Here is a 20,090-nt window from a genome sequence, read left to right on the forward strand (position 1 = left end):
TTCTTCTATACAGTCCGCTGCAACTTTGGGGAACACCATGCCCGATCAAACTGATACCCTTACCCCGCCCCAGAGCGCAGATGCTCAGCACGGCAGATCTCTTAAGGTTCTGCTGGCAGGCCCACGTGGTTTCTGCGCAGGGGTGGACCGCGCCATCCGTGTGGTGGAAGAAGCCATCCGCCGCTACGGTGCGCCTGTTTATGTCCGCCACGAAATTGTCCATAACCGGACAGTGGTGGAAGAGCTGGAAGCACAAGGCGCCATCTTTGTTGAGGAACTGGATGAAGTTCCCGTAGATGGCCATGTTGTTTTCTCTGCTCATGGCGTGCCCAAAACCGTGCCGGTTGAGGCCGAACGCCGTAACCTGCTGTATCTAGATGCCACGTGTCCGCTGGTTTCCAAGGTGCACCGTGAAGCTGAGCGTCATTTTGCCGGTGGTGGGCCAGAAAGCCGCCATATCCTGATGATTGGCCATGCAGGCCACCCGGAAGTGGTTGGCACAATGGGCCAGCTGCCACCCGGCGCCATGACGCTGATTAACGATGCAGAAGAAGCCCGCACGGTAGAGCCGGAAGATCCAACTCGTCTGGCCTTTATCACCCAGACCACACTTTCTGTGGATGATACGGCAGAAATCGTAGATATTCTGCGTGCACGCTTCCCGCTGATTGAAGGGCCAAAGCGCGAAGATATCTGCTACGCCACCACAAACCGTCAGGAAGCCGTAAAAACCATCGCCCCTGAGTGCGATCTGGTTATTGTTATTGGCTCTCCCAATTCTTCCAACTCCCAGCGTCTGCGTGAAGTGGCGGAACGTTCCGGTACGCCGCGTGCGCTTTTGGTGCCGCGTCTGGATTCTCTGGATTGGTCCGTGCTGGAAGGCGTGAACACGCTGGGCATTACGGCTGGTGCTTCTGCGCCGGAAGCACTGGTGCAGGAAATGCTGGCAGAAATGGCCAAGCGTTACACGCTGTGCATTGAAGAGCGGATTGTGAAGGAAGAAAACGTAACGTTCCGCCTTCCCGCACCGCTGGGCTAAAGGTGCTGCATGGCCGTCTATACGGACGTTGGGAATGAGGCCCTGGAAACGTTTTTGCAGGATTACGCCATAGGGTCTCTGGTTGCGTTTCGCGGTATTGCCGAAGGGGTAGAGAACAGTAATTTCCAGCTGCGTACAACAGATGGAGATTACATTCTTACCCTGTACGAAAAGCGGGTGAATGCGCAGGATCTGCCTTGGTTTTTGGGCCTTATGCAGCATCTGGCGCGTGAGGGGGTAACATGCCCCCAGCCAGTGGCTGATTCGCAAGGCCATGTGCTGAAAACACTGGCAGGCAGGCCCGCTGCCATAACCACATTTCTGCCCGGTGTTTGGCCGCGCGTGGTGCGGCTTGAGCATTGTCGCCCGCTTGGGCGTGCTTTGGCGCAGCTGCATGTGGCAGGGCGCTCTTACAAGCCGGAACGTCAGAACAGCTTGGGCCCAGATGCGTGGTTTGCGCTGCTGCAAAGCTGCGGTGCGGGCGCAGATAATGTGTGCGCAGGTTTGCGGGATGAACTGCAAAATGCGCTTGAGCATATTCTGCCATTCTGGCCGGGGCGGGGGAATAATCCGCTCCTGCCGCGCGGGCAAATTCATGCTGACATGTTTCCAGATAACGTTTTCTTTCTGGATCATGCCGTTTCAGGCGTGATTGATTTCTATTTCGCCTGCACGGATCTTCTGGCCTACGACATTGCCATCTGTTTGAACGCATGGTGCTTTCAGGCTGATGGGGCGTTTAACATCACTTTTGCCCGGCACATGATGCAAGGGTATGAGGAAATACGCCCGTTAGAGCCAGCAGAGCGTGCGCTTATGCCTGTTTTGGCCAGAGGTGCGGCCATGCGCTTTTTGCTCACCCGGCTGTATGACTGGATTAACACGCCAGCAGATGCCTTGGTGACGCCTAAAGATCCTATGGATTACCTGAAGCGCCTGCGCTTCCATTTGGAAACGGATAGTGCTGATGCCTACGGATTCTGAAAACAGCACCGCAACGGAACAACCTGCTCTGGCGGTTGAAATCTGGACAGATGGCGGATGCCGCCCAAACCCCGGCCCGGGTGGCTGGGGCGTTCTGCTGCGCTGCAAAGGTGTGGAACGGGAGCTTTCTGGCGGTGAGCGTGAAACCACCAACAACCGTATGGAACTCACCGCCGCCGCAGAAGCGCTGGAAGCGCTTACGCGCCCTTGTGTGGTGAACCTGCACACAGATAGTGAATATGTGCGCAATGGCATTACCCGGTGGCATACTGGCTGGGTAAGGCGGAATTGGCGTAATGCATCGGGTGATCCGGTGGCCAATATGGATTTGTGGCGCAGGTTGCTGGATGTAGCCAAACGGCACGAGGTTTCATGGCATTGGGTAAAAGGACACTCCGGCGTGCCAGAAAATGAACGGGTGGACCAACTGGCAACAGAAGCCCGGGAAAAAATAGAACAGTCTCTTTTAGAGAGCTAAAAACAAACCGGCTGAAAGGCCGGTTTTTTCATGGGGCATTGTGAGGGAAAAATCACTGTGGCTGAACGCAAAGCATACCAAAGCGTAGCCGGATATATGGTGGCATTTGTGGCGTTAACGCTGCTGTATGCCGCTTTGGGTATGACGCAGCCCTTTAATTCAGACAGTGTTTCTACCCTGCTGGCAGCGCGGGATATTCTGCACGGCAATATCTTGCTGAAGGGGTGGGACCTTTCCACCCAATCCTTCTATTTTACTGAAGTTCTGCCTTACGTTGTGATGTTTGGCCTATTTGGCTGGCATGTATCTTTTTATTACATCGTGCCCGCCATGCTGTGGGCCATTGCCATGTTGCTGGCGTTTCGTATCGCGCGTTTGGCAACGGGCAATACGGGGTGGCCGCTTCTTGTTTTGTTAGCAGCTCCGAGTGCCTTTGCGGTCCATCTGGTGTTGTCACCCTGTTACCATGTTGGCGCTTATGTGGGCATGTTGCTGTTCTGGCTGATGTGGTTGCAGAAGCCTCACTGCCTACAATCTAAAAGTTTGTTCGGCACCTGCGCGCGTTGGAGTGGTACCGTTCTGTTTGTTGCGTTGCTGCTGAGCAGTGATGATCTGGTAAAATACACTCTGGCTTTACCGGTTGTTTTGGCTGCCATCGGATGCAGCTTGGAACAGCGCACTCCAAAATATGTCGGGCTTGCCAGCAGCATGGTGGGCGCATTGCTATTGGAGCACGTTATTAAAACAGTGCTGGCCCATAATGGCGCCTTTCATGTGCCGGGGTTGTGGAGCTCGTCTTTTGGTTCACAAAGCCGGGCCTTTTACAATCTGAGTGTCCTGTTTTCCGGCTTTTTACAGTATTTTGGTGCCGATTTTTTTGGAAAGCCGATTACGCTTTCAGGCTCTGGGCGCGAATTGTTTCATCTGGTTTGTGCAGGTGGCACGGTATGGGGCTGCTTTTATGCGCTGCGCAAGAACAGACAATGGGGCTTGTTTGATCTCTCATCCGTATTTGCCATTGTTATTATGTTGGCAGCCTTTGTTTTTGGCGAATTGACAATGGATGAGCAGTCATTCCGCTATCTGGTTTTTCCATGCCTGTTGTCTGTTTTGCTGGTTGTTCGGCATGTGCGGGTGCCCCGTGGCTACGGCTTGCTGTTGGGTAGCTGCTGTATTTTGTATGCGGCAACAATTTTGCCCCGCCCGGTTGTGGGATACGCAGCGGCAAATCAGAATTTTCCGGTCAATCGCATTCTGGAACAAATGGGGCTGAAGCAAGGTTTCGCGCCATATTGGAGCGCAGCGCGTAATAGTCTGCCATTTCCGGCACGTCTTGCCCCGGTTGAATTCACGTCATCAGGCATCAAAGCATTTCATACTCTTAGCAAGCGGCAATGGTATGAAATGGGCGGCAATTTTATTGTGTGTGAAAGTGCAGATCAGGCCAAGCAGGCGCAAACACAGTTTGGGTCTGCACAAAGGGAAATACGCATAGGCAGCAATACGCTGCTGGTGTGGTCACATCCCTTTAAGGTGCCGCAGAACTGAAGAGCCCGTTCTCAGGGCTCAACGTCAGACTGATAAATATCAATATAATCCTGCGGTGTGTTGGGCGCAGATTGTTTGGGCAGCCCAATAACGCGCACATAAATGCGGGTAGAAGGTGTGCCGCCATTCATGAGCACGCTGCGCGCCGCTAACCCGCGCGCCAATGCCATACGCCGTGGCAATGATGGATCATCCACTGCACCAGAACTATAGGCATCTATCAGGGCACGCACATGCGGCTTGTCAGACAAACGCTGCCCAAATGCCAAAATGGCCTGATGTGTTTCCGGGTTAAGTGTTGCTGCTTCTGGCGCAAAGGTAATGCGTACGCCGCCTTCAATAGGCGTTACGGTGCCTTGGGCTTTCAGGTCCACAGTGGGCTGTGGTGGCACCGGGAAAGGATGAACTTCCACGTCTGATGGCGCAGGCGTTAACTGCGGTAGCGGAGGGGGTGCATTTGGTATTGTTGCTGGCGGCGGGGGCTTACGTGGTTGGGCCGCAGGTGTAACGCTTTTAGTTTCTTGCGCCGGGGCAGGCGCGGCCTTAGCCACAGGTGCAGGTGCAGGTGCAGGTGCAGGTGCAGGTGCAGGTGCAGGTGCAGGTGCAGGTGCAGGTGCAGGTGCAGGTGCAGGTGCAGGTGCAGGTGCAGCAGATGGTTTGGTTTCAGCCGGGGTCTTAGTTACCGGTTTGGTGGCGGGAGCACTTTTAGGCGCCGTGGCAGCCGGCTGCGTATTTTTTACGCTGGATGTTTCTTTTTTCTGCGCGGTGGTGGTTTGCGGCTTTTCTACAACGCGGCGGCGCGTTTCAGTGCGCGCGGGCGTTGTTGTGCGGCGCGGAGCCGCTTCATGCACAGGTGCCGCGGGTGTTGGGGGCGCGGCTACAGGCGCTGCACCACCTAAACTGTCCAGAGCCTGACTGTTGGTGACAATCTGAGCACGTGAAACCGCACTGGTGGCAAGCAGGCTTGCAGCACACAGAAGCACAAGGCGGCGAGAGAAAGGAAACATGTTCTGCATTAAATGGAAGACTAATCCAGAAAAAGAGGAAGAAGAACAGTGGCAACCTGCTTTTGGTGCCTGAAAGCGGCCACACTGCGGCATCATGCAGAAAACTGTTCTGCCGCAATACGTTCGGAAAGGGTTTGCCCGGGGTCAAACAGCAAGGTTACAGCCAATTCTCGGTCTTCCCATGCCTGCACAGAAACAACATCCCGAATTTCTATCGAATCGGCAACGGCTGCAACAGGGCGCTTATCGTGTTCCAGAACACTAAAGCCGACATGCGCTGAGGAAGGCAGAAGTGCCCCGCGCCAGCGGCGTGGCCGAAAAGGGCAGATAGGGGTAAGTGGCAGCAAATTGCCAGAAAGCGGCACAATAGGCCCGTGGGCAGAAAGATTATAGGCGGTGGAACCGGCTGGTGTGGCCAATAAAGCGCCATCACAGATCAGTTCGGGAATACGCACCAGCCTGTCCACATCAATGCGTAGTTTTGCTGCCTGCCGTGTCTGGCGGAACAGGTAAACATCATTCAGCGCCAGAGCCTCGTGCGATTCACCATGTGCCGTTACGGCTTTCATCCGCAAGGGGTGAATAACTGCGGCTTGCGCATGCGCTAATCTATAGGGAAGGTCTTCCTCATCGGTGGGGTTCATCAAAAACCCAACAGAACCACAGTTCATGCCATAAACTGGCGTGGTCAGTTCCGCTTCCAGAATAACGCGCAGGGTTTCCAGCATAAAGCCGTCACCACCCAAGCAGATCACAACGTCTGCCTCACCGGGGTGGCAGTTGCCATAACGGGTTACCAGCCGATCAAGTTCATCCCGGGCGGTTTCTGTAGGGGCCGCCATAAATGCCAGATGTTGTGGGGGCCGCATAAAGATTGAGGGCGGGTTTGTAAGAGAAGTAGCAGTCATGCCTGTGTCCTGCTTCCTTCCAGGTCAGGAAAATTAAAGTCTTCCTTCCTTATCCTGCAAATGTTGGTTCCTGAAAGAGGGCAGCATCATTTTTAATGCAGGCAAAGCGTTCTGCCAGCGTGGTGCCAAGCAGTTCATCATACACAGCCAGCGTGGCATGTTGCATGGCAAAGGTGCTGTAATGGTTTAGTACCATCTGGCGTGCAGCGTATCCAATTTCTTCTAGAATTTCTGGCGGCGCAATCAGTACGTTATGGATGGTTTGTGCCAGTTCATCAGCATGTGCAGGGGTAAAGCTAAAGCCCGTTTGGCCATTGGCGACGGTTTCCACCGCGGCACCATGATGCGCCACAATAACCGGGCAACACATTGCCTGTGCCTCTACTACCACACGTCCAAAAGGTTCCGGGCGGAGGGAGGGTACAACCACCATGTTGGCAAGCATCATGGCGGCAGGCATATCATCGCAATGGCCTGCAAAACGGACACGGTCAGTCAGGCCCAGCTGTGCTGCTTTGGTGCTTAGTTCCTGTGCGTATTTATCTTCTGGGGCGCAACCACCAGCAAATACGCAGTGCCAGTTTACGTCTGGTAACAGGTCAAGCAGTTGCGCCAGAGCATCCAGCACAAGGCTTTGGCCTTTCCATGCTGTCAGCCTGCCGGGCATGAGAATAACCGGGGCATCAGCAGGAAGTGCCCATGCCTCTACCAAACGGTGCACACGCTGGCCGGATACCACTTGAGGAGAAAACTGATCGGTATCTGCCCCGCGCGGAATAGTGCGCAGCCGATCTGGCCCGACATGGTATTCTTCTGCAAGGCGCTGGGCGATGTGGTTGCTGATGGCAATAACGCGATCACCAGATGCCAAAACGGCATTGTAATGCCGTTTGCCGGGAAAACTGTTGGCGTGCACGCCATGCCATGTTGTTACAAAAGGTGTTTGCGTGCGCTTGCAGGCCATTTTGGCAACCCATGCCGGCGCGCGTGAGCGCGCGTGAACAAGCTGCACATTATGCTGGCGAATGATATTGCTGAGGAAGTGGCTGTTTTTGGCAATTTTCAAAGGATTGCGGCTGCCACAATCGGGAAGGGTAATGTGCTCAGCACCAGTATGTCGTAGCAGAGGCTCCATACGCCCGCCAGCGCTGATAACAAGCGCCTTGCCCCCAGCCTGTGTAATGGCCTGCGCCATTTCTATGGTGCCTCTTTCCACTCCGCCCTGCTCCAAAGCGGGCAGGATTTGCAGAATGGAGGCAGAGGCCAGAAAACTGCTCATGAACAGGGTGTTATCACAATTTGCACATTTTGTGCCATAAGAGACAGTAGGGCAGAACTGTTCTTCCTTTTCAGGTTCCCGGCCTGTGCGTGAATGAACCTGTTTGGTATGGAGGCAGGATGAAGTTTTCTTTTGTGCCTACACGGCGGCATCTTCCCTGCGTGGTTGCAGGTACAGCTTTGCTTGTATCCGCACCTGTTATGGCGGCCACGGCACGCGGCCATGCGGCGGCTGCATCCGGGCCAGTTAATGGGCAGAAATGGTCGGTCGAAGCCTGTATGGCCATGGTGGGGGATGATCCTTTTGGCGCAAGAGATTACGCGCTGGACTGGGAGCGCCACGGCAACGGCGGGCAGGAGGCTAAGCATTGCCACGCCTTGGCATTGCTGGAAGCCGGAGATGAAGAAAGCGCTGCACAGGAACTGGATGAGCTTGCCCACCAACCCATAGAACATGCAGAGCGTGCACCTTCCAGCTTTCGCGCAGGGTTAGAGGAAGATGCGGCAGATGCCTGGCTTTCTGCCGGACAACCAGAAAAAGCCTTGAGCAGTGTAGATTACGGGCTGGCGTTTGAGGATGATACCCGCCTGCATCTGCTGCGTGCCCGTGCCTTACTGGCGCAGGATCAGGCCGATGTAGTGGTTAAAGAACTTTCTGCGCTGGTGGCTAAAAAGCCAGATATCGGGGCCGAAGCCTATGTGTTGCTGGCATCGGCAGAGCGCCGCGTAGGGCAGCTTGATGCAGCAGCGACACACGTGGCCCATGCTTTGGAGGTAGAGCCGGAAAACCCGGCAGCTTTGCTGGAACGCGGCATTGTGCGTGAACGCAAAGGAGACGCCACCGGCGCACAGGCAGATTGGCAGCGCGTGCTTGATCTGGCGCCAGATAGCCATGAGGCAGATCTGGCGCGGCAGGATCTTGCCGTTATGGCTGCAGACCCGGATACACCATGAAGCCCCTCATGCACTCTGAAAAAGCTCAAGACATCATACCGCAACGCATTCTTGTCATCCGTTTGGGGGCGTTGGGAGATTTCGTGCAAAGTTTTGGCCCGTTTCAGGCCATTCGGCAGGCATTTCCTGCTGCACATATCACCTTGCTCACAACCGCGCCGTTTGTTGAGCTGGCCAAGCTTTCGCCTTGGTTTGATGAGGTGCTGACGGATACACGCCCACGTTGGACAGATGTGCCGCAAATTCTCGTCCTGCGTAAGATGTTGCGTGGGTATGATCGGGTTTATGATTTGCAGACATCAGCCCGCACCGCACGGTATTTTGTGCTGGCTGGGCGGCCTGTTTCATGGTGTGGGCATGTGGGAGAGGGGCACTTTGCCCATTTAAACCCGTGGCGCGATGAAATGCACACCCGTGCTCGCCAGCGTGATCAGCTCTCTATGGCCGGCATTAAGGATGTGCCGCAGCCCGATGTTTCTTGGTTGCGTGATAAAGGGCCAAAGCTGGATGAGCCCTATGTATTGATTGTGCCTGGGGCGGCTGTGCATCGGCCCGCCAAACGCTGGCCTGCCAGACGGTATGGTGAACTGGCAGCAGAAATTTTTCGCCGTGGTTTGCAACCTGTCTTGGTGGGGCATGAAACCGAACAGCCCTTGGCGCGGGACATCCTGAAATATTGCCCCGAAGCGTTAAACCTAATGGGCAAAACCACTCTGCCGGAGCTTGCAGGGCTGGCAGCCCGGGCGCAGTGCGCTGTGGGGAATGATACAGGCCCCATGCATCTGGCTGCTGTTATGGGCTGCCGCTGTGTTGTGCTATTTTCTGCCGATAGTAACCCTGCGCTTACAGCCCCGTTAGGCTGGCAGGCAGGGCAGGTGCGCGTACTACGTGTGCGTGATCTTGCATTGCTTTGTGTGCAAAGGGTTGCAGCCGCGCTCTGGTAGCGTCATTAAGCATCTTCCATCAGTTTCTGATTTTCTTTTCTGGAGCCTTTGACCATGCCCGCCATTACCTTGCCTGACGGTTCTGTTCGTAGTTTTGACGGGCCGGTTACAGGCACGACGGTGGCGGAAGCTATCGGCCCCGGTCTTGCCAAAGCCGCATTGGCCATGGAAGTGGATGGAAAGCTGTGCGATATCCGCCAGACCATCAGCAAAGATGCTGCCCTGCGGTTTATTACCCGCAAGGACCCGGAATCGCTGGAGCTTATCCGGCACGATGCCGCCCATGTGCTGGCAGAAGCCGTGCAGGCGCTGTATCCCGGCACTCAGGTTACAATCGGCCCGTCCATTGAAAACGGCTTCTATTACGATTTCTATCGTTCCGAACCGTTCTCCCCGGAAGACTTTGCGGCCATCGAAGCCAAGATGCGCGAAATTGTCGCCAAGGCTGAGCCTTTTGTGCGTGAAGTCTGGAAGCGCGATGATGCGATCCGCTTTTTTGAAGAGCGTGGTGAAAAGTTCAAAGCCGAGTTGATCCGCGATCTGCCGGAAGATGAGGAAATTTCCATTTATCGGCAGGGTGAATGGCTGGATCTGTGTCGTGGCCCGCATTTGCGCACCACCAAGGATGTTGGCACTGCTTTCAAGCTGATGAAGGTGGCAGGTGCCTATTGGCGTGGGGACCACCGTAACCCCATGCTCACCCGTGTGTATGGCACGGCATGGCGTGATCAGAAGGAACTGGATGCGCACCTGCACCAGTTGGAAGAAGCAGAAAAGCGCGATCATCGCCGGATCGGCAAGGAAATGGGCCTGTTCCATTTTCAGGAAGAAGCCGTAGGGCAGGTGTTCTGGCACGCCAAAGGCTGGCGGCTTTATACCGCGTTGCAGGATTACATGCGCCGCGCCCAAACACGCCACGGGTATCAGGAAGTGCGTACACCGCAGCTTGTTGACCGAGCCCTGTGGGAGGCTTCTGGCCACTGGGACAAATACCGCCACCACATGTTCATTGCGACGGTTGAGGACGAGAATAAAACACTCGCACTCAAGCCCATGAACTGCCCGTGCCATGTGCAGATTTTCCGCCACGGCCTGCGCTCTTATCGTGAACTGCCGCTGCGTATGGCGGAATTTGGTGCCTGCCATCGCTATGAACCATCAGGCGCATTGCATGGCCTGATGCGTGTGCGCGGCTTTACGCAGGATGATGCGCATATTTTCTGCACCGAAGACCAGATTGCAGATGAAACTGTGCGTTTCGTGAAGATGCTGCACGATGTGTATCAGGATCTGGGCTTTGAACATGTGCGTGTAAAGTTTGCTGATCGCCCAGAACAGCGTGCTGGCAGCGATGAGGTATGGGACAAGGCTGAAAATGCCCTGAAAGAAGCCTGCACCGTGGCTGGGGTGGAATATGAACATAACCCCGGTGAAGGTGCATTCTACGGCCCCAAACTTGAGTTTGTGCTGCGTGATGCCATTGGGCGTGATTGGCAGTGCGGTACGTTGCAGGTTGATCTGGTTCTGCCAGAACGACTCGATGCCAGCTACATTGGTGAAGACTCCGGGCGGCATCGCCCCGTTATGCTGCATCGTGCCATTCTGGGTTCTTTCGAACGCTTCCTTGGTATTCTGATCGAGCAGCACGCAGGGCGCTTCCCGCTTTGGTTAGCGCCTGTGCAGGTGGTTGTGGCTTCTATCGTAAGCGATGCCGCACCTTATGCAGAGGAAGTGGCTGCTGCTTTGCGTGAAGCCGGGCTGGCTGTGGAAGCCGATGTGCGGAATGACAAGATCAACGCCAAGGTGCGTGAGCACAGCGTGGCACGTGTTCCGGTTATTCTGGTGGTTGGCCGACGTGAGGCAGAAGAACGCACCGTTGCCATGCGCCGCCTTGGCACGCAGGCGCAGGAGACTCTGAGTTTGGATGAGGCTGTTACGTGCCTGAAAAACGAAGCAACACCGCCAGATTTGCGCAAAAAAGGGTGAAGCAGAGTTTTATTGTTACAGCAGGGCAGCAATGAAGATGTTTTTGTGCTTGCCCTGCTTGATAAAGCGCGGATAATTGCGCACATACTAACGATAGGCAGAAGCACCTGAAGAGGTGTGTCTGCAAGTTATTGAAATGTACTACAGGAGCCGACCATAGCCAGATCACCGTATCCCGCGCCGCCCAGCCGAGAAGGGCCGCGAGTGAATGAAGAAATCCGTGTGCCGCAGGTTCGCCTTATTGATGAAAATGGCGAAATGGCCGGTATCATGACCGTGCGCGATGCTTTGGCAAAAGCGTATAGTGTTGGGTTGGATCTTCTAGAAATAAGCCCGAATGCTGAGCCGCCTGTTGCCAAGATTCTTGATTACGGCAAGTTCAAATACGAACAGCAGAAAAAGCGTAACGAAGCCAAGAAGAAGCAGAAGGTCATTGAAATCAAGGAAGTCAAGGTTCGTCCGAATATCGACGAAAATGACTACCAGGTTAAAATGCGTGCTGTGAAAACCTTTATTGGTGAAGGTGATAAGGTAAAGGTTACGCTGCGCTTCCGTGGTCGTGAAATGGCGCATCAGGAACTGGGTATTAAGGTTCTGGAACGCATTCGTGGCGAAATGGATGAGGTTGCCAAGGTGGAGCAGATGCCACGCCTTGAAAACCGCCAGATGATCATGGTTCTGGCCCCGCGCTAAACCGTGCTTTCAGTCTGATTTCCGGAAAAACCCCTGCCTCCTTATTAAGGAGGCAGGGGTTTTCTGTTTTACGGACCAAGCAGGATAGTTGCGTGCGCATTTGCGCGAACGTGCTGGGTTTGTGCTGTGCTGGATGGGGCTGCCGGGGCATCTGCGCTGCGAGCCATAGACATCATCATAGGCATGGGGCGCATGATTGGGTTTTCAGACATGGTTACGTTTGCAAAACGCACGACATGCAAGCCCAGAGATGATGCTACCGTATCTGCCTGCTTTTTAAGCTCGGCAATAGCGTTCTTTTCAGCGTCCAGAAGCAAGGCGTCTCGTTTATCATCAGAGATAGACCAATCCAGACTTTCCAGAATAAGGCCATTCGCCTGCAACTGCCCGGCTAAGGGTAGGAGTGCGTTGCCATTCTGGGCTTTTAGGCTCAACCTTTGGGTGGCTGTCCAAAAAGCGGGGTCTTTGTCTGGGCGTGTTTCAGAAACATCGTATCCAGTTACCGCTAACTGCACGGCATCATTTTTGCCCGTCTGTTCGGTAATTTTCTGCACCAGTGCATTGACAGCCTGCTGAGCAGTTGCCGCATTTTTATTGCGCGCTTCTGCCCGGAATGTGGCCGTCAGCTGGTCTGGCGCTGCATCTGTTGTGCCAGAAGCAGAGAGTTCAAGCTTGGTAAAGGTGTTTGTATCTTCTGCATGAGCTGCAGGGAGCAGTGCCATGAATGCGCAGGAGCTTGCGGAAAGCAGGCCCAGAATGGAACGAGAATAAAAACGCATCAGGATATGTTTCCTTTTAAGATCAGTAGCCTGATAAAATAACGCAGGCTGCCACAACGGGTGAATGCTTGCTGTTAAGATAACAATCCATCAGTGAGGCAAGTTCAAGGCAGAGGGGTATATATCTGCCGCAAAGAAAAAGTTGTGTCGAAAACATAGATTAACGGTTTATTTCCGTTATCTCGTCACTTTCTGTGCGGGGTAGGGGCATATCAATACGTACGATCAAGCCTGGATTGTTATCGGCTAGATGGAGTTGGCCATCATGCAGTTGCACAATAGCCTGCACAACAGAAAGCCCAAGGCCCGAGCCAGCAATATGGCGTGACTGTTCTGCCCGAAAGAAACGTTTTGTGGCATGTGCCATGTCTTCCGGTGTCATGCCGAGACCGCGATCTGCTATGCTAAGCCGTATGGTGCCACCATTTTTTGAATGGCGTTTTGGTGAAAGAACCTGTGCAGAGCAAGTAATGAGGCTTTGGGCAGGGGAAAATTTAATGGCATTGTCCAGCACATTGGCCATAGCCTGCTGAAGCATGGCGCGATCACCATAAAATGGAAGTTTTTCGGGAAAATTGGTCTTAATTGTTATCTCCCGGTCTTCTGCAACGGCAGCGTAAAGTTCCAGAATGTCCTGTAGGGCAGGTATCAGATCAAACCATGTAAAGGCAGAATGGCGGCTTCCAATTTCTATCTGCGCGATACGTAATAAGGCATCACAAATGCTGGTAACGTGATCAAGATGCGCAATCGCGTGGTCAATGGTTGTGCGTAGTGCCACCTCAGTATGTGCGTGTACAACGGCATCTTCCAGTTCAGCGCGCGCGCGTGCAATGGGTGCACGCAGATCATGTGCGATGGCGTTGGAAGTTTGCCGTAAGCCATCCATTTGCTGGCTAATGCCATCCAGCATGGCATTTATGGCGGTGGCAACCTCATCGCTTTTATCTTCATTTTCAGTCAGTGGAATACGCTGAGAAAGATCACCGCGCATAATTGCGTTGGTGGTCTGGTGGAGGAAATGAAGAATGCGATGGACCATTTTGCGGATCATTCCTACCCAGCTTGTAGAGATTAAAGCCTCAAGTTCCGGCTGATCCAATCAAACCGTGGTAAAAGGATTTCTCCCTTTAAGCCTTTGGTGCCACTTAATTCATTCTTGCAGCATATACCCAGCATTGCGGATAGTATGCACAAGGGCGCGCTGAAAGGGTTTATCTATTTTCTGGCGCAGACGCGAAATATGTACGTCGATCACGTTTGTCTGGGGGTCAAAATGGTAATCCCACACCCCTTCCAGCAGCATAGTACGCGTAACAACCTGACCGGCATGACGCATCAAAAATTCCAAGAGGCGGAATTCACGCGGCTGCAAGTCAATTTTCTGTCCAGCGCGCCTTACGTTGCGCGAGAGCAGATCTATTTCCAGATCTCCAATTGTAAGGCGCGTCTGGGGTTGGGCCTCGTTTCTGTTGCGGCGGACCAGTGCTTCCAGACGGGCCTGAAGTTCGGAAAAGGAAAAAGGCTTTGTAACATAATCATCCCCACCGGCTTTCAGGCCGGCCACTTTTTCATCTACATCTGCTAAAGCGGAAAGAAGCAGCACGGGAGTTGTGTTGTTTTGATTTCGCAATGTTTGCAGGATGTGAAGGCCCTCTACACCACCCGGCAGCATGCGATCTAAAATAATGACATCAAACTTTTCGCTAGCAGCCAGAGATAAGCCGTTTTTGCCATCTTCAGCCTGCTCAACCAGGTGTCCGGCTTCTGCAAGGCCTTTGGCAACAAAATTGCGAACTGTTTGATCGTCTTCAACAAGAAGAACGCGCATGATCCAGACCTTACATTATCCAGAGCGTATTACCAAAACCTTACGATAATTATACAATCATGTCACTGCCCGCGTTTAAATCTGATCTTTTTCGTCCAACTTGGGGGTAAGGCCATCCAGCGTTGCCATCAACACAGCCGTAAGCGGAGAGGCAAAAATCAGGCCCGGAAACCCCAAGATGGCACCAAAGAGGGTCTGTGATAGCACTGTAAGGGCAGGGGGCATTTGCACGGCGTGGCGCTGAATAACCGGGGCCAGCACATTACCTTCTAAAAACTGGATCACGCTATAAAGCACAGCCACCATAATGGTTTCCCGCGTGCCCAGAGAAAGGGCCAGCAGTAACGCAGGAACAGCCCCCATAATGGCGCCAATATACGGGATAAAATTACACAGCCCGGCAAGCACACCCAGCGCCAGCGCCAAAGGCACGCCAATAAACCACAGGCCAAGGCCAGAAAGCGTGCCAACCACCAGCATGTCTAAAGATTGCCCGGCAACCCATGCCCAAAGTGTCTGCCCGGCTCTAAGCAGGAGATCACGCACTTTGGGGCGTTTGGAAACAGGCACCAACCGCAAAAAGCCATTGGCGTAAACAGCCGGAGACATTGCAAAATACAACCCGGCAATCAGCACAACCAACAATGTGCCAATAGCCCCAAAAGCAGACCCCAGAATGCCTGTCATGGACCCGGCAATACGGGAGCCAAGAGAAGCAAGGCTGCTGGTATCTCCCCCACCAGCTTGATGGCCACCTAAAGATGCAGGGAGATAGTTCAGGATCATTTGGCCCGTGGGCGTGCTTTGCAGGGTGCTGCGCAGTGCCGTTTCCTGCTGGCGCAAGGCATCTTGCAGGCGCAGGGCTTCACTGATCATGGCTGGCCCGCTGTTCCAGACCAAAAAAACAGCACTCCCGATTAACCCGCAGATAACAGCACTGAGCGCCCACCCATATGGCAGCCGAAGGTGGCGCACCAGAATTTTAGACAACCCATGCAGCACGACAGCACAAAGCACTGATGCAAACACCACCATCAGCACATCGCCCATCAACCAAACAACCAGCGCAATAACAGCGCCGCTGAAGGTCATGCGCAGGATTCTGGAAATGGATTGTAGCCAATCTGCCGAATGCGGCTTGCCTTCATACGGCCCGCCAGCAAGGGGAGTGGCAGGAGAAGGGGTATCTGAAGGCATGCGCAAATGTCTTTCGGAATGCTGTTTGAGGCTGGAATGTAGGGAAGGGTAAGACAAAGAGGCAGTGCTACTGCGTTTGAGATGTATTCTTATCCATGTGTCTCATGATCTGAGAAGAAAATTCTGAAAAGTCAGACACAAAAAACTGGCGCATTGGCAAAAATGCCTCACGCCAGTTTGGGGGTCAGGCCTCGTTGGCGGCTTCTTCCATTTCAGCTTCGGCGGCCAGCCAGCGTTCTTCTACTTCTTCCTGTTCTTTTTTAAGGGCAGCAAGGCGTGTGTTCAGGCGCGTGAGGTCCTGCGTTTTTCCTTCGCTATACAAAACGGGGTCAGCTAGGCTGGCTTCAATTTTCTGCTGTTCCTGCGCCAGTTTGGCAAGGCGTGCTTCGGCGTCTTTGATAACCTTGCGCAAAGGGGCTAGGGCCTTGCGGGCTTCTGCGCGCTCACGCCTGTCATCCTTGCGGCTTGGCTGGGCCGTAGTGTCCTGTTTGGGGCGGTTTGCTGCGCGGTTGTGTTCAATCAACCACGCGCGGTATTCCGCCATATCACCTTCAAATGGGGTGATCTTGCCATCACCTACCAACCATAGCCGATCCGCCACAAGCTCAACCAGATGTGGATCATGGCTGATTAGAACCACAGCACCTTCATAATCTGCCAGTGCACGAATAAGCGCATCACGCGCATCAAGGTCCAGATGGTTGGTGGGTTCGTCCAACAGCAGAAGTTGTGGCGCATCTCGCGTTGCCAAAGCCAGCAGCAGGCGTGCTTTTTCTCCGCCCGAAAGGTCTTTTACCGCTGTTTCAGCGCGTTCTGCATCCAGCCCAAAGCGTGCCAACTGGGCACGCACAACCGGAGGCGTGGCTTTGGGTAGGGCGCGCGCCATGTGGTCTATAGGTGTTTCGTTCAGGCGCAGTTCTTCAGCTTGATGCTGGGCAAAATACCCAATTTTAAGCCGAGGATTCCGCTCTACCGTGCCAGATAGTGGTTCCAGCCTGCCCGCAAGAAGCTTGGCAAAGGTGGATTTACCGTTGCCGTTGGCGCCAAGCAGGGCAATGCGATCATCCATATCCAGCCGGAGGGAAAGATTGCTGAGCACAGGTTTGCCGTCATACCCCACGCTGGCACGGTTCATGGTCAGAATGGGAGGGGGAAGCTGCTCAGGCTCGGGGAATGAAAAGTGCGCGGGCGTTTCTTCCACTACGGATTCGATAACGGGCAGTTTTTCCAAAGCTTTCAGGCGGGCCTGTGCTTGCTTGGCTTTGGTAGCCTTGGCTCGGAATCTATCCACAAAGGACTGCATATGCGCCCGCTGGGCCGCAATTTTTTCAACCTGCCGGGCCTGCTGTAAGGCTTGCTCTGTACGAATGCGCACAAAATTTTCGTATCCACCCGGCGTTAGGCTGAGCTTGCCGTGGTCCAGATGCGCAATGGCATCCACGCAGGAATCCAGCAGCCCCCTATCATGGCTGACAATTAGTGCAGCTCCAGCGAATCGACGTAGCCAATCTTCCAGCCAAAGGGTGGCTTCCAAGTCCAAATGGTTGGTGGGCTCGTCCAGCAGCAGCAAATCTGGTTCAAGAAACAGGGCGGTAGCGAGGGAAACACGCATGCGCCAACCGCCGGAAAAGTCTGAAACAGGGCGAGCCTGTGCGGCCGCATTAAACCCTAACCCAGCGAGAACAGAGGCCGCGCGTGCTGGTGCGCTATCTGCACGTATGGCGCGCAGGCGCTCATGTATTTCCGTAATACGTACGGGGTCGGTTGCTGTTTCGGCCTCTGCCAGAAGGGCGTTGCGTTCGGTATCACCGGCCAGCACGGTATCCAGAAGCGATGCGCCATCTGCTGGGGCTTCCTGCTTTACGCGTGCCATGCGGGCGCGGGCGGATAGGCGAATTTCACCACCATCTGGGGAAATATCGCCCGCAATTGCGGCCAATAGGGTGGATTTTCCGGCCCCATTGCGCCCGATAAGGCCCACCTTGCGCCCGGGCTCTATAGACAGGTTAGCCTGGTCCAGAAGGGTGCGGCCTGCCATGCGCAGGGTAAGATCGGATATGACAAGAAGGCTCAACGCAACTCTCGTTTCTTTATGAATCGTGCATTACATCCGGCATGGTACCTACCAGCCCGCGCCGATATGCTCTAGATGGTGCGCTACGGCTGCCACCCTTATGGTGCTGGTATGCCAGAAAACAGGAGAAACCCAATGGCTAAAGAACGTACGCTATCCATTATCAAGCCAGACGCAACCCGTCGCAACCTGACCGGCAAGATCAATGCCGTGTTTGAAGATGCAGGTCTGCGCATTGTTGCCCAGAAGCGCATTCAGCTCTCTCCGGCTCAGGCTGGCGCATTTTACGAAGTACACAAAGAACGTCCGTTCTATAACGATCTGGTGTCCTTCATGATCTCCGGCCCGGTTGTGGTGCAGGTTCTGGAAGGTGACAACGCAGTTGCCAAAAACCGTGAAGTGATGGGCGCAACAGACCCCAAAAAGGCTGAACCCAACACCATCCGCGCTCAGTTTGCTGAAAGCATTGAAGCAAACTCCGTGCATGGTTCCGACAGCGCAGAAAACGCAGCGAACGAAATCCGCTTCTTCTTTGCGGAAACCGAAATCCTGCCCTGATCCGTTTTTTCGGATTTACTCTGGCTGGTGCCTAGGCTGCCAGCCAGAGCTATATAAATATATATTGCTGCGGCCGGCCTATTGGGCGCAGTATGCAAGAGGTAAGCACCTTTTGCATGGGAGGTGTGGCTGCAAAGATGGGGTCACGCCTAACATTTGCTCTATAAGCATTCCTCTAATATGTAAGCATCCAAAGAATTTTTCCGGCTGCGTGTTGAGGAAGCCTCCGCGCGCTGTTGGCTTTGCGAGCGAAAAGGAATGACATGAAAGTTCTGGCGGTTCACCCCAGCGCCCTGATGTACACGCGGGTCTTTCTCCGTCTGGAGCCTCTTGGCCTGGAGCTGGTGGCTGGTGCGGCCCGCAGTGCGGGGCATGATGTACAGCTGTTGGATCTTCAGGCTGAAACGCATGAAGATTACTGGAAAATGCTGGATGAGTTTCAGCCCGATGTGGTGTGTTACTCCGGCAACTATCTGGCAAACGTGCCAGAAATTCTGGATCTGTGCCGCGAAACCCGCTACCGCAACCCCAATATCTTCCAGTTTGTAGGCGGGCATTCCGTATCCTTTATTGCAAAGGATGTGCTGGAACTTTCTGAAGGTACCATCAACTGCATTCTGAAAGGTGAAGGCGACGCCACGGTTGGGCTGCTGCTGGATGCCGTGCAGAATGGCAAAGATATCTTGGAAGTGCCCGGCGTTATCACCAAGGATGGTGAAGGGCCGCCACCTATTTTTGTAGAATCTCTGGATCAGGTGCGCCCGGCGCGCGATCTTCTGCGCCACCGCAACAAATACTTTATTGGCACGCTGGACCCGGCAGCCTCTATCGAATTTGCACGTGGCTGCCCGTGGGATTGTACATTCTGTTCTGCTTGGACATTCTATGGCCGTTCCTACCGCACAGCCAGCCCGCAGGTGATTGCGGATGAGCTGGAGGAAATTAAGGAACCCGGCATCTTTATCGTGGATGACGTGGCCTTCGTGCATGAAGAGCACGGCATGGCCATTGCCAACGAAATCAAGAAGCGCGGCATTAAAAAGGAATACTACCTTGAAACGCGTGCAGACGTGCTGCTGCGCAACAAGGAAGTGTTTAAGGTCTGGAGTGAAATCGGGCTTTCCTACATCTTCATCGGCATGGAAGCTGTGGATGAAGAAGGCCTGAAGCAGTTCCGTAAGCGTGTTTCTCTGGATAAAAACTTTGAAGCGCTGGAATATGCACGTTCTCTGGGCCTGATTGTTGCCATTAACATCATTGCTGATCCTTCATGGGATCGGAAGCGCTTTGAAACGGTGCGCCAGTGGTGTCTGGAAATCCCGGATATCGTGAACATTTCTGTCACCACGCCGTATCCGGGCACAGAAATCTGGCACAAGGAAGCACGCCGCCTGACAACGCGGGATTATCGTTTGTTCGATATTCAGCACGCCGTGCTGCCCACCACGTTGCCGCTGCCAGAGTTTTACGAAGAGCTGGTAAAAACCCAGCAGGTGCTCAACACCAAGCACATGGGTTGGGAAGCGCTGAAAGACACCGCAGGTATTGCGGCGCGTCTGCTACGCAATGGCCAGACCAACTTTGTAAAAATGCTCTGGAAGTTCAATTCGGTCTTCAACCCCAAACTTCAGCTGGCGGATCATCAGCGTCCTGCACGGTATCTGATGCCTGTGCAGCCTGATGCCGTGACCAAGCTGAACAAGAAAGACCTGTACGTGCATGGTCCCGGTGGGCGTAAAACCCGCGCGCTGGATGATGCGACTGAAAAATTTGTAGATACAACCCGTATGGGTGAATGCGCAGAGGCTGACGCCGAAGCGTAAAAAATAAAC

General features: G+C 54.0%; 18 protein-coding genes. 10 read left to right on the plus strand and 8 right to left on the minus strand.

Annotated features, from left to right (window positions below):
* The first annotated feature begins 37 nt into the window (after positions 1 to 37).
* The 4 genes from ispH to QQM41_RS09130 are packed head-to-tail and all read left to right on the plus strand — an operon-like array spanning position 38 to position 4,049.
* Positions 38 to 1,039, plus strand: coding sequence for a 4-hydroxy-3-methylbut-2-enyl diphosphate reductase (ispH, locus tag QQM41_RS09115; protein WP_026019375.1), 1,002 nt, complete (start codon positions 38 to 40; stop codon positions 1,037 to 1,039).
* Between the two features lie 9 nt (positions 1,040 to 1,048).
* On the plus strand, positions 1,049 to 2,023 hold the full coding sequence (locus QQM41_RS09120) for a homoserine kinase (protein ID WP_339076931.1): 975 nt from the start codon (positions 1,049 to 1,051) through the stop codon (positions 2,021 to 2,023).
* Positions 2,007 to 2,501, plus strand: a complete 495-nt coding sequence (gene rnhA / locus QQM41_RS09125) for a ribonuclease HI (RefSeq protein ID WP_050818359.1) — start codon at positions 2,007 to 2,009, stop codon at positions 2,499 to 2,501. The genes QQM41_RS09120 and rnhA overlap by 17 nt, the downstream gene beginning before the upstream one ends.
* A gap of 30 nt (positions 2,502 to 2,531) precedes the next feature.
* Positions 2,532 to 4,049: a hypothetical protein gene (locus QQM41_RS09130; protein ID WP_339076932.1), complete on the plus strand. Its 1,518-nt coding sequence runs from the start codon at positions 2,532 to 2,534 to the stop codon at positions 4,047 to 4,049.
* An 11-nt stretch (positions 4,050 to 4,060) separates the two neighbouring features.
* Here QQM41_RS09130 and QQM41_RS09135 read toward each other — a convergent pair whose 3' ends face one another.
* Genes QQM41_RS09135 through QQM41_RS09145 form a run of 3 tightly spaced genes read right to left on the minus strand, consistent with a single transcriptional unit; the run spans position 4,061 to position 7,243 of the window.
* On the minus strand, positions 4,061 to 5,152 hold the full coding sequence (locus tag QQM41_RS09135; RefSeq protein WP_339076933.1) for a hypothetical protein: 1,092 nt from the start codon (positions 5,150 to 5,152) through the stop codon (positions 4,061 to 4,063).
* Positions 5,149 to 5,964, minus strand: coding sequence for an NAD kinase (locus QQM41_RS09140; RefSeq protein ID WP_339076934.1), 816 nt, complete (start codon positions 5,962 to 5,964; stop codon positions 5,149 to 5,151). Before QQM41_RS09140 ends, QQM41_RS09135 begins: the two co-directional genes overlap by 4 nt.
* 49 nt (positions 5,965 to 6,013) lie before the next feature.
* Positions 6,014 to 7,243 (minus strand): glycosyltransferase family 4 protein, encoded by a 1,230-nt coding sequence (locus tag QQM41_RS09145; protein WP_339076935.1) that lies wholly within the window; start codon positions 7,241 to 7,243, stop codon positions 6,014 to 6,016.
* 89 nt (positions 7,244 to 7,332) lie between these two features.
* Between QQM41_RS09145 and QQM41_RS09150 the strand changes: the two genes are divergently transcribed.
* The 4 genes from QQM41_RS09150 (at position 7,333) to infC (ending at position 11,819) form a co-directional block, all read left to right on the plus strand.
* Complete coding sequence (locus QQM41_RS09150; RefSeq protein WP_339076936.1) at positions 7,333 to 8,196, plus strand: tetratricopeptide repeat protein; 864 nt, start codon at positions 7,333 to 7,335, stop codon at positions 8,194 to 8,196.
* Complete coding sequence (locus tag QQM41_RS09155) at positions 8,193 to 9,140, plus strand: glycosyltransferase family 9 protein (RefSeq protein ID WP_339076937.1); 948 nt, start codon at positions 8,193 to 8,195, stop codon at positions 9,138 to 9,140. Before QQM41_RS09150 ends, QQM41_RS09155 begins: the two co-directional genes overlap by 4 nt.
* Before the next feature lie 54 nt (positions 9,141 to 9,194).
* Positions 9,195 to 11,126 carry a threonine--tRNA ligase gene (gene thrS / locus QQM41_RS09160; RefSeq protein ID WP_339076938.1) on the plus strand — a complete coding sequence of 644 codons (1,932 nt, stop codon included), beginning with the start codon at positions 9,195 to 9,197 and terminating at the stop codon, positions 11,124 to 11,126.
* A gap of 156 nt (positions 11,127 to 11,282) precedes the next feature.
* Positions 11,283 to 11,819, plus strand: coding sequence for a translation initiation factor IF-3 (infC, locus tag QQM41_RS09165; protein ID WP_035351884.1), 537 nt, complete (start codon positions 11,283 to 11,285; stop codon positions 11,817 to 11,819).
* Between the two features lie 68 nt (positions 11,820 to 11,887).
* On the opposite strand, the gene QQM41_RS09170 is transcribed toward infC, so the two are convergent.
* The 5 genes from QQM41_RS09170 to abc-f form a co-directional block, all read right to left on the minus strand.
* Complete coding sequence (locus tag QQM41_RS09170) at positions 11,888 to 12,598, minus strand: SIMPL domain-containing protein (RefSeq protein ID WP_339076939.1); 711 nt, start codon at positions 12,596 to 12,598, stop codon at positions 11,888 to 11,890.
* 160 nt (positions 12,599 to 12,758) lie between these two features.
* A complete protein-coding gene (locus QQM41_RS09175) occupies positions 12,759 to 13,640 on the minus strand; it encodes a HAMP domain-containing sensor histidine kinase (RefSeq protein ID WP_339076940.1) in 882 nt (293 codons plus the stop codon).
* A 111-nt stretch (positions 13,641 to 13,751) separates the two neighbouring features.
* The gene (locus tag QQM41_RS09180; RefSeq protein ID WP_339076941.1) at positions 13,752 to 14,429 is read right to left on the minus strand and encodes a response regulator transcription factor; all 678 of its coding nucleotides are present in this window, start codon (positions 14,427 to 14,429) and stop codon (positions 13,752 to 13,754) included.
* 75 nt (positions 14,430 to 14,504) lie between these two features.
* Entirely contained in the window at positions 14,505 to 15,626 is a 1,122-nt protein-coding gene (locus QQM41_RS09185; protein WP_050818351.1) for an AI-2E family transporter, read from the minus strand.
* Between the two features lie 184 nt (positions 15,627 to 15,810).
* Positions 15,811 to 17,700 (minus strand): ribosomal protection-like ABC-F family protein, encoded by a 1,890-nt coding sequence (gene abc-f / locus QQM41_RS09190; RefSeq protein ID WP_339076942.1) that lies wholly within the window; start codon positions 17,698 to 17,700, stop codon positions 15,811 to 15,813.
* A gap of 135 nt (positions 17,701 to 17,835) precedes the next feature.
* On the opposite strand from abc-f, the gene ndk reads away from it, so the two are divergent.
* Together ndk and hpnR are read left to right on the plus strand one after the other, a co-directional pair.
* The gene (gene ndk, locus QQM41_RS09195; protein WP_035362113.1) at positions 17,836 to 18,258 is read left to right on the plus strand and encodes a nucleoside-diphosphate kinase; all 423 of its coding nucleotides are present in this window, start codon (positions 17,836 to 17,838) and stop codon (positions 18,256 to 18,258) included.
* A gap of 263 nt (positions 18,259 to 18,521) precedes the next feature.
* The gene (gene hpnR, locus QQM41_RS09200) at positions 18,522 to 20,081 is read left to right on the plus strand and encodes a hopanoid C-3 methylase HpnR (protein WP_050818349.1); all 1,560 of its coding nucleotides are present in this window, start codon (positions 18,522 to 18,524) and stop codon (positions 20,079 to 20,081) included.
* Positions 20,082 to 20,090 lie beyond the last annotated feature (9 nt).

The organism is Acetobacter sp. AC2005, assembly GCF_037901235.1.
GTDB lineage: Bacteria > Pseudomonadota > Alphaproteobacteria > Acetobacterales > Acetobacteraceae > Acetobacter > Acetobacter oryzoeni.

Bases quoted from the DNA above. Each gene is read 5' to 3' on its own strand.
- QQM41_RS09170 (WP_339076939.1), bottom strand. From the start codon at position 12,598: ATGCGTTTTTATTCTCGTTCCATTCTGGGCCTGCTTTCCGCAAGCTCC.
- QQM41_RS09175 (WP_339076940.1), bottom strand. From the start codon at position 13,640: ATGGTCCATCGCATTCTTCATTTCCTCCACCAGACCACCAACGCAATT.
- QQM41_RS09130 (WP_339076932.1), top strand. From the start codon at position 2,532: ATGGGGCATTGTGAGGGAAAAATCACTGTGGCTGAACGCAAAGCATAC.
- QQM41_RS09120 (WP_339076931.1), top strand. From the start codon at position 1,049: ATGGCCGTCTATACGGACGTTGGGAATGAGGCCCTGGAAACGTTTTTG.
- QQM41_RS09140 (WP_339076934.1), bottom strand. From the start codon at position 5,964: ATGACTGCTACTTCTCTTACAAACCCGCCCTCAATCTTTATGCGGCCC.
- ispH (WP_026019375.1), top strand. From the start codon at position 38: ATGCCCGATCAAACTGATACCCTTACCCCGCCCCAGAGCGCAGATGCT.
- hpnR (WP_050818349.1), top strand. From the start codon at position 18,522: ATGAAAGTTCTGGCGGTTCACCCCAGCGCCCTGATGTACACGCGGGTC.
- QQM41_RS09185 (WP_050818351.1), bottom strand. From the start codon at position 15,626: ATGCCTTCAGATACCCCTTCTCCTGCCACTCCCCTTGCTGGCGGGCCG.
- rnhA (WP_050818359.1), top strand. From the start codon at position 2,007: ATGCCTACGGATTCTGAAAACAGCACCGCAACGGAACAACCTGCTCTG.
- QQM41_RS09145 (WP_339076935.1), bottom strand. From the start codon at position 7,243: ATGAGCAGTTTTCTGGCCTCTGCCTCCATTCTGCAAATCCTGCCCGCT.
- ndk (WP_035362113.1), top strand. From the start codon at position 17,836: ATGGCTAAAGAACGTACGCTATCCATTATCAAGCCAGACGCAACCCGT.
- QQM41_RS09180 (WP_339076941.1), bottom strand. From the start codon at position 14,429: ATGCGCGTTCTTCTTGTTGAAGACGATCAAACAGTTCGCAATTTTGTT.
- QQM41_RS09155 (WP_339076937.1), top strand. From the start codon at position 8,193: ATGAAGCCCCTCATGCACTCTGAAAAAGCTCAAGACATCATACCGCAA.
- thrS (WP_339076938.1), top strand. From the start codon at position 9,195: ATGCCCGCCATTACCTTGCCTGACGGTTCTGTTCGTAGTTTTGACGGG.
- QQM41_RS09135 (WP_339076933.1), bottom strand. From the start codon at position 5,152: ATGATGCCGCAGTGTGGCCGCTTTCAGGCACCAAAAGCAGGTTGCCAC.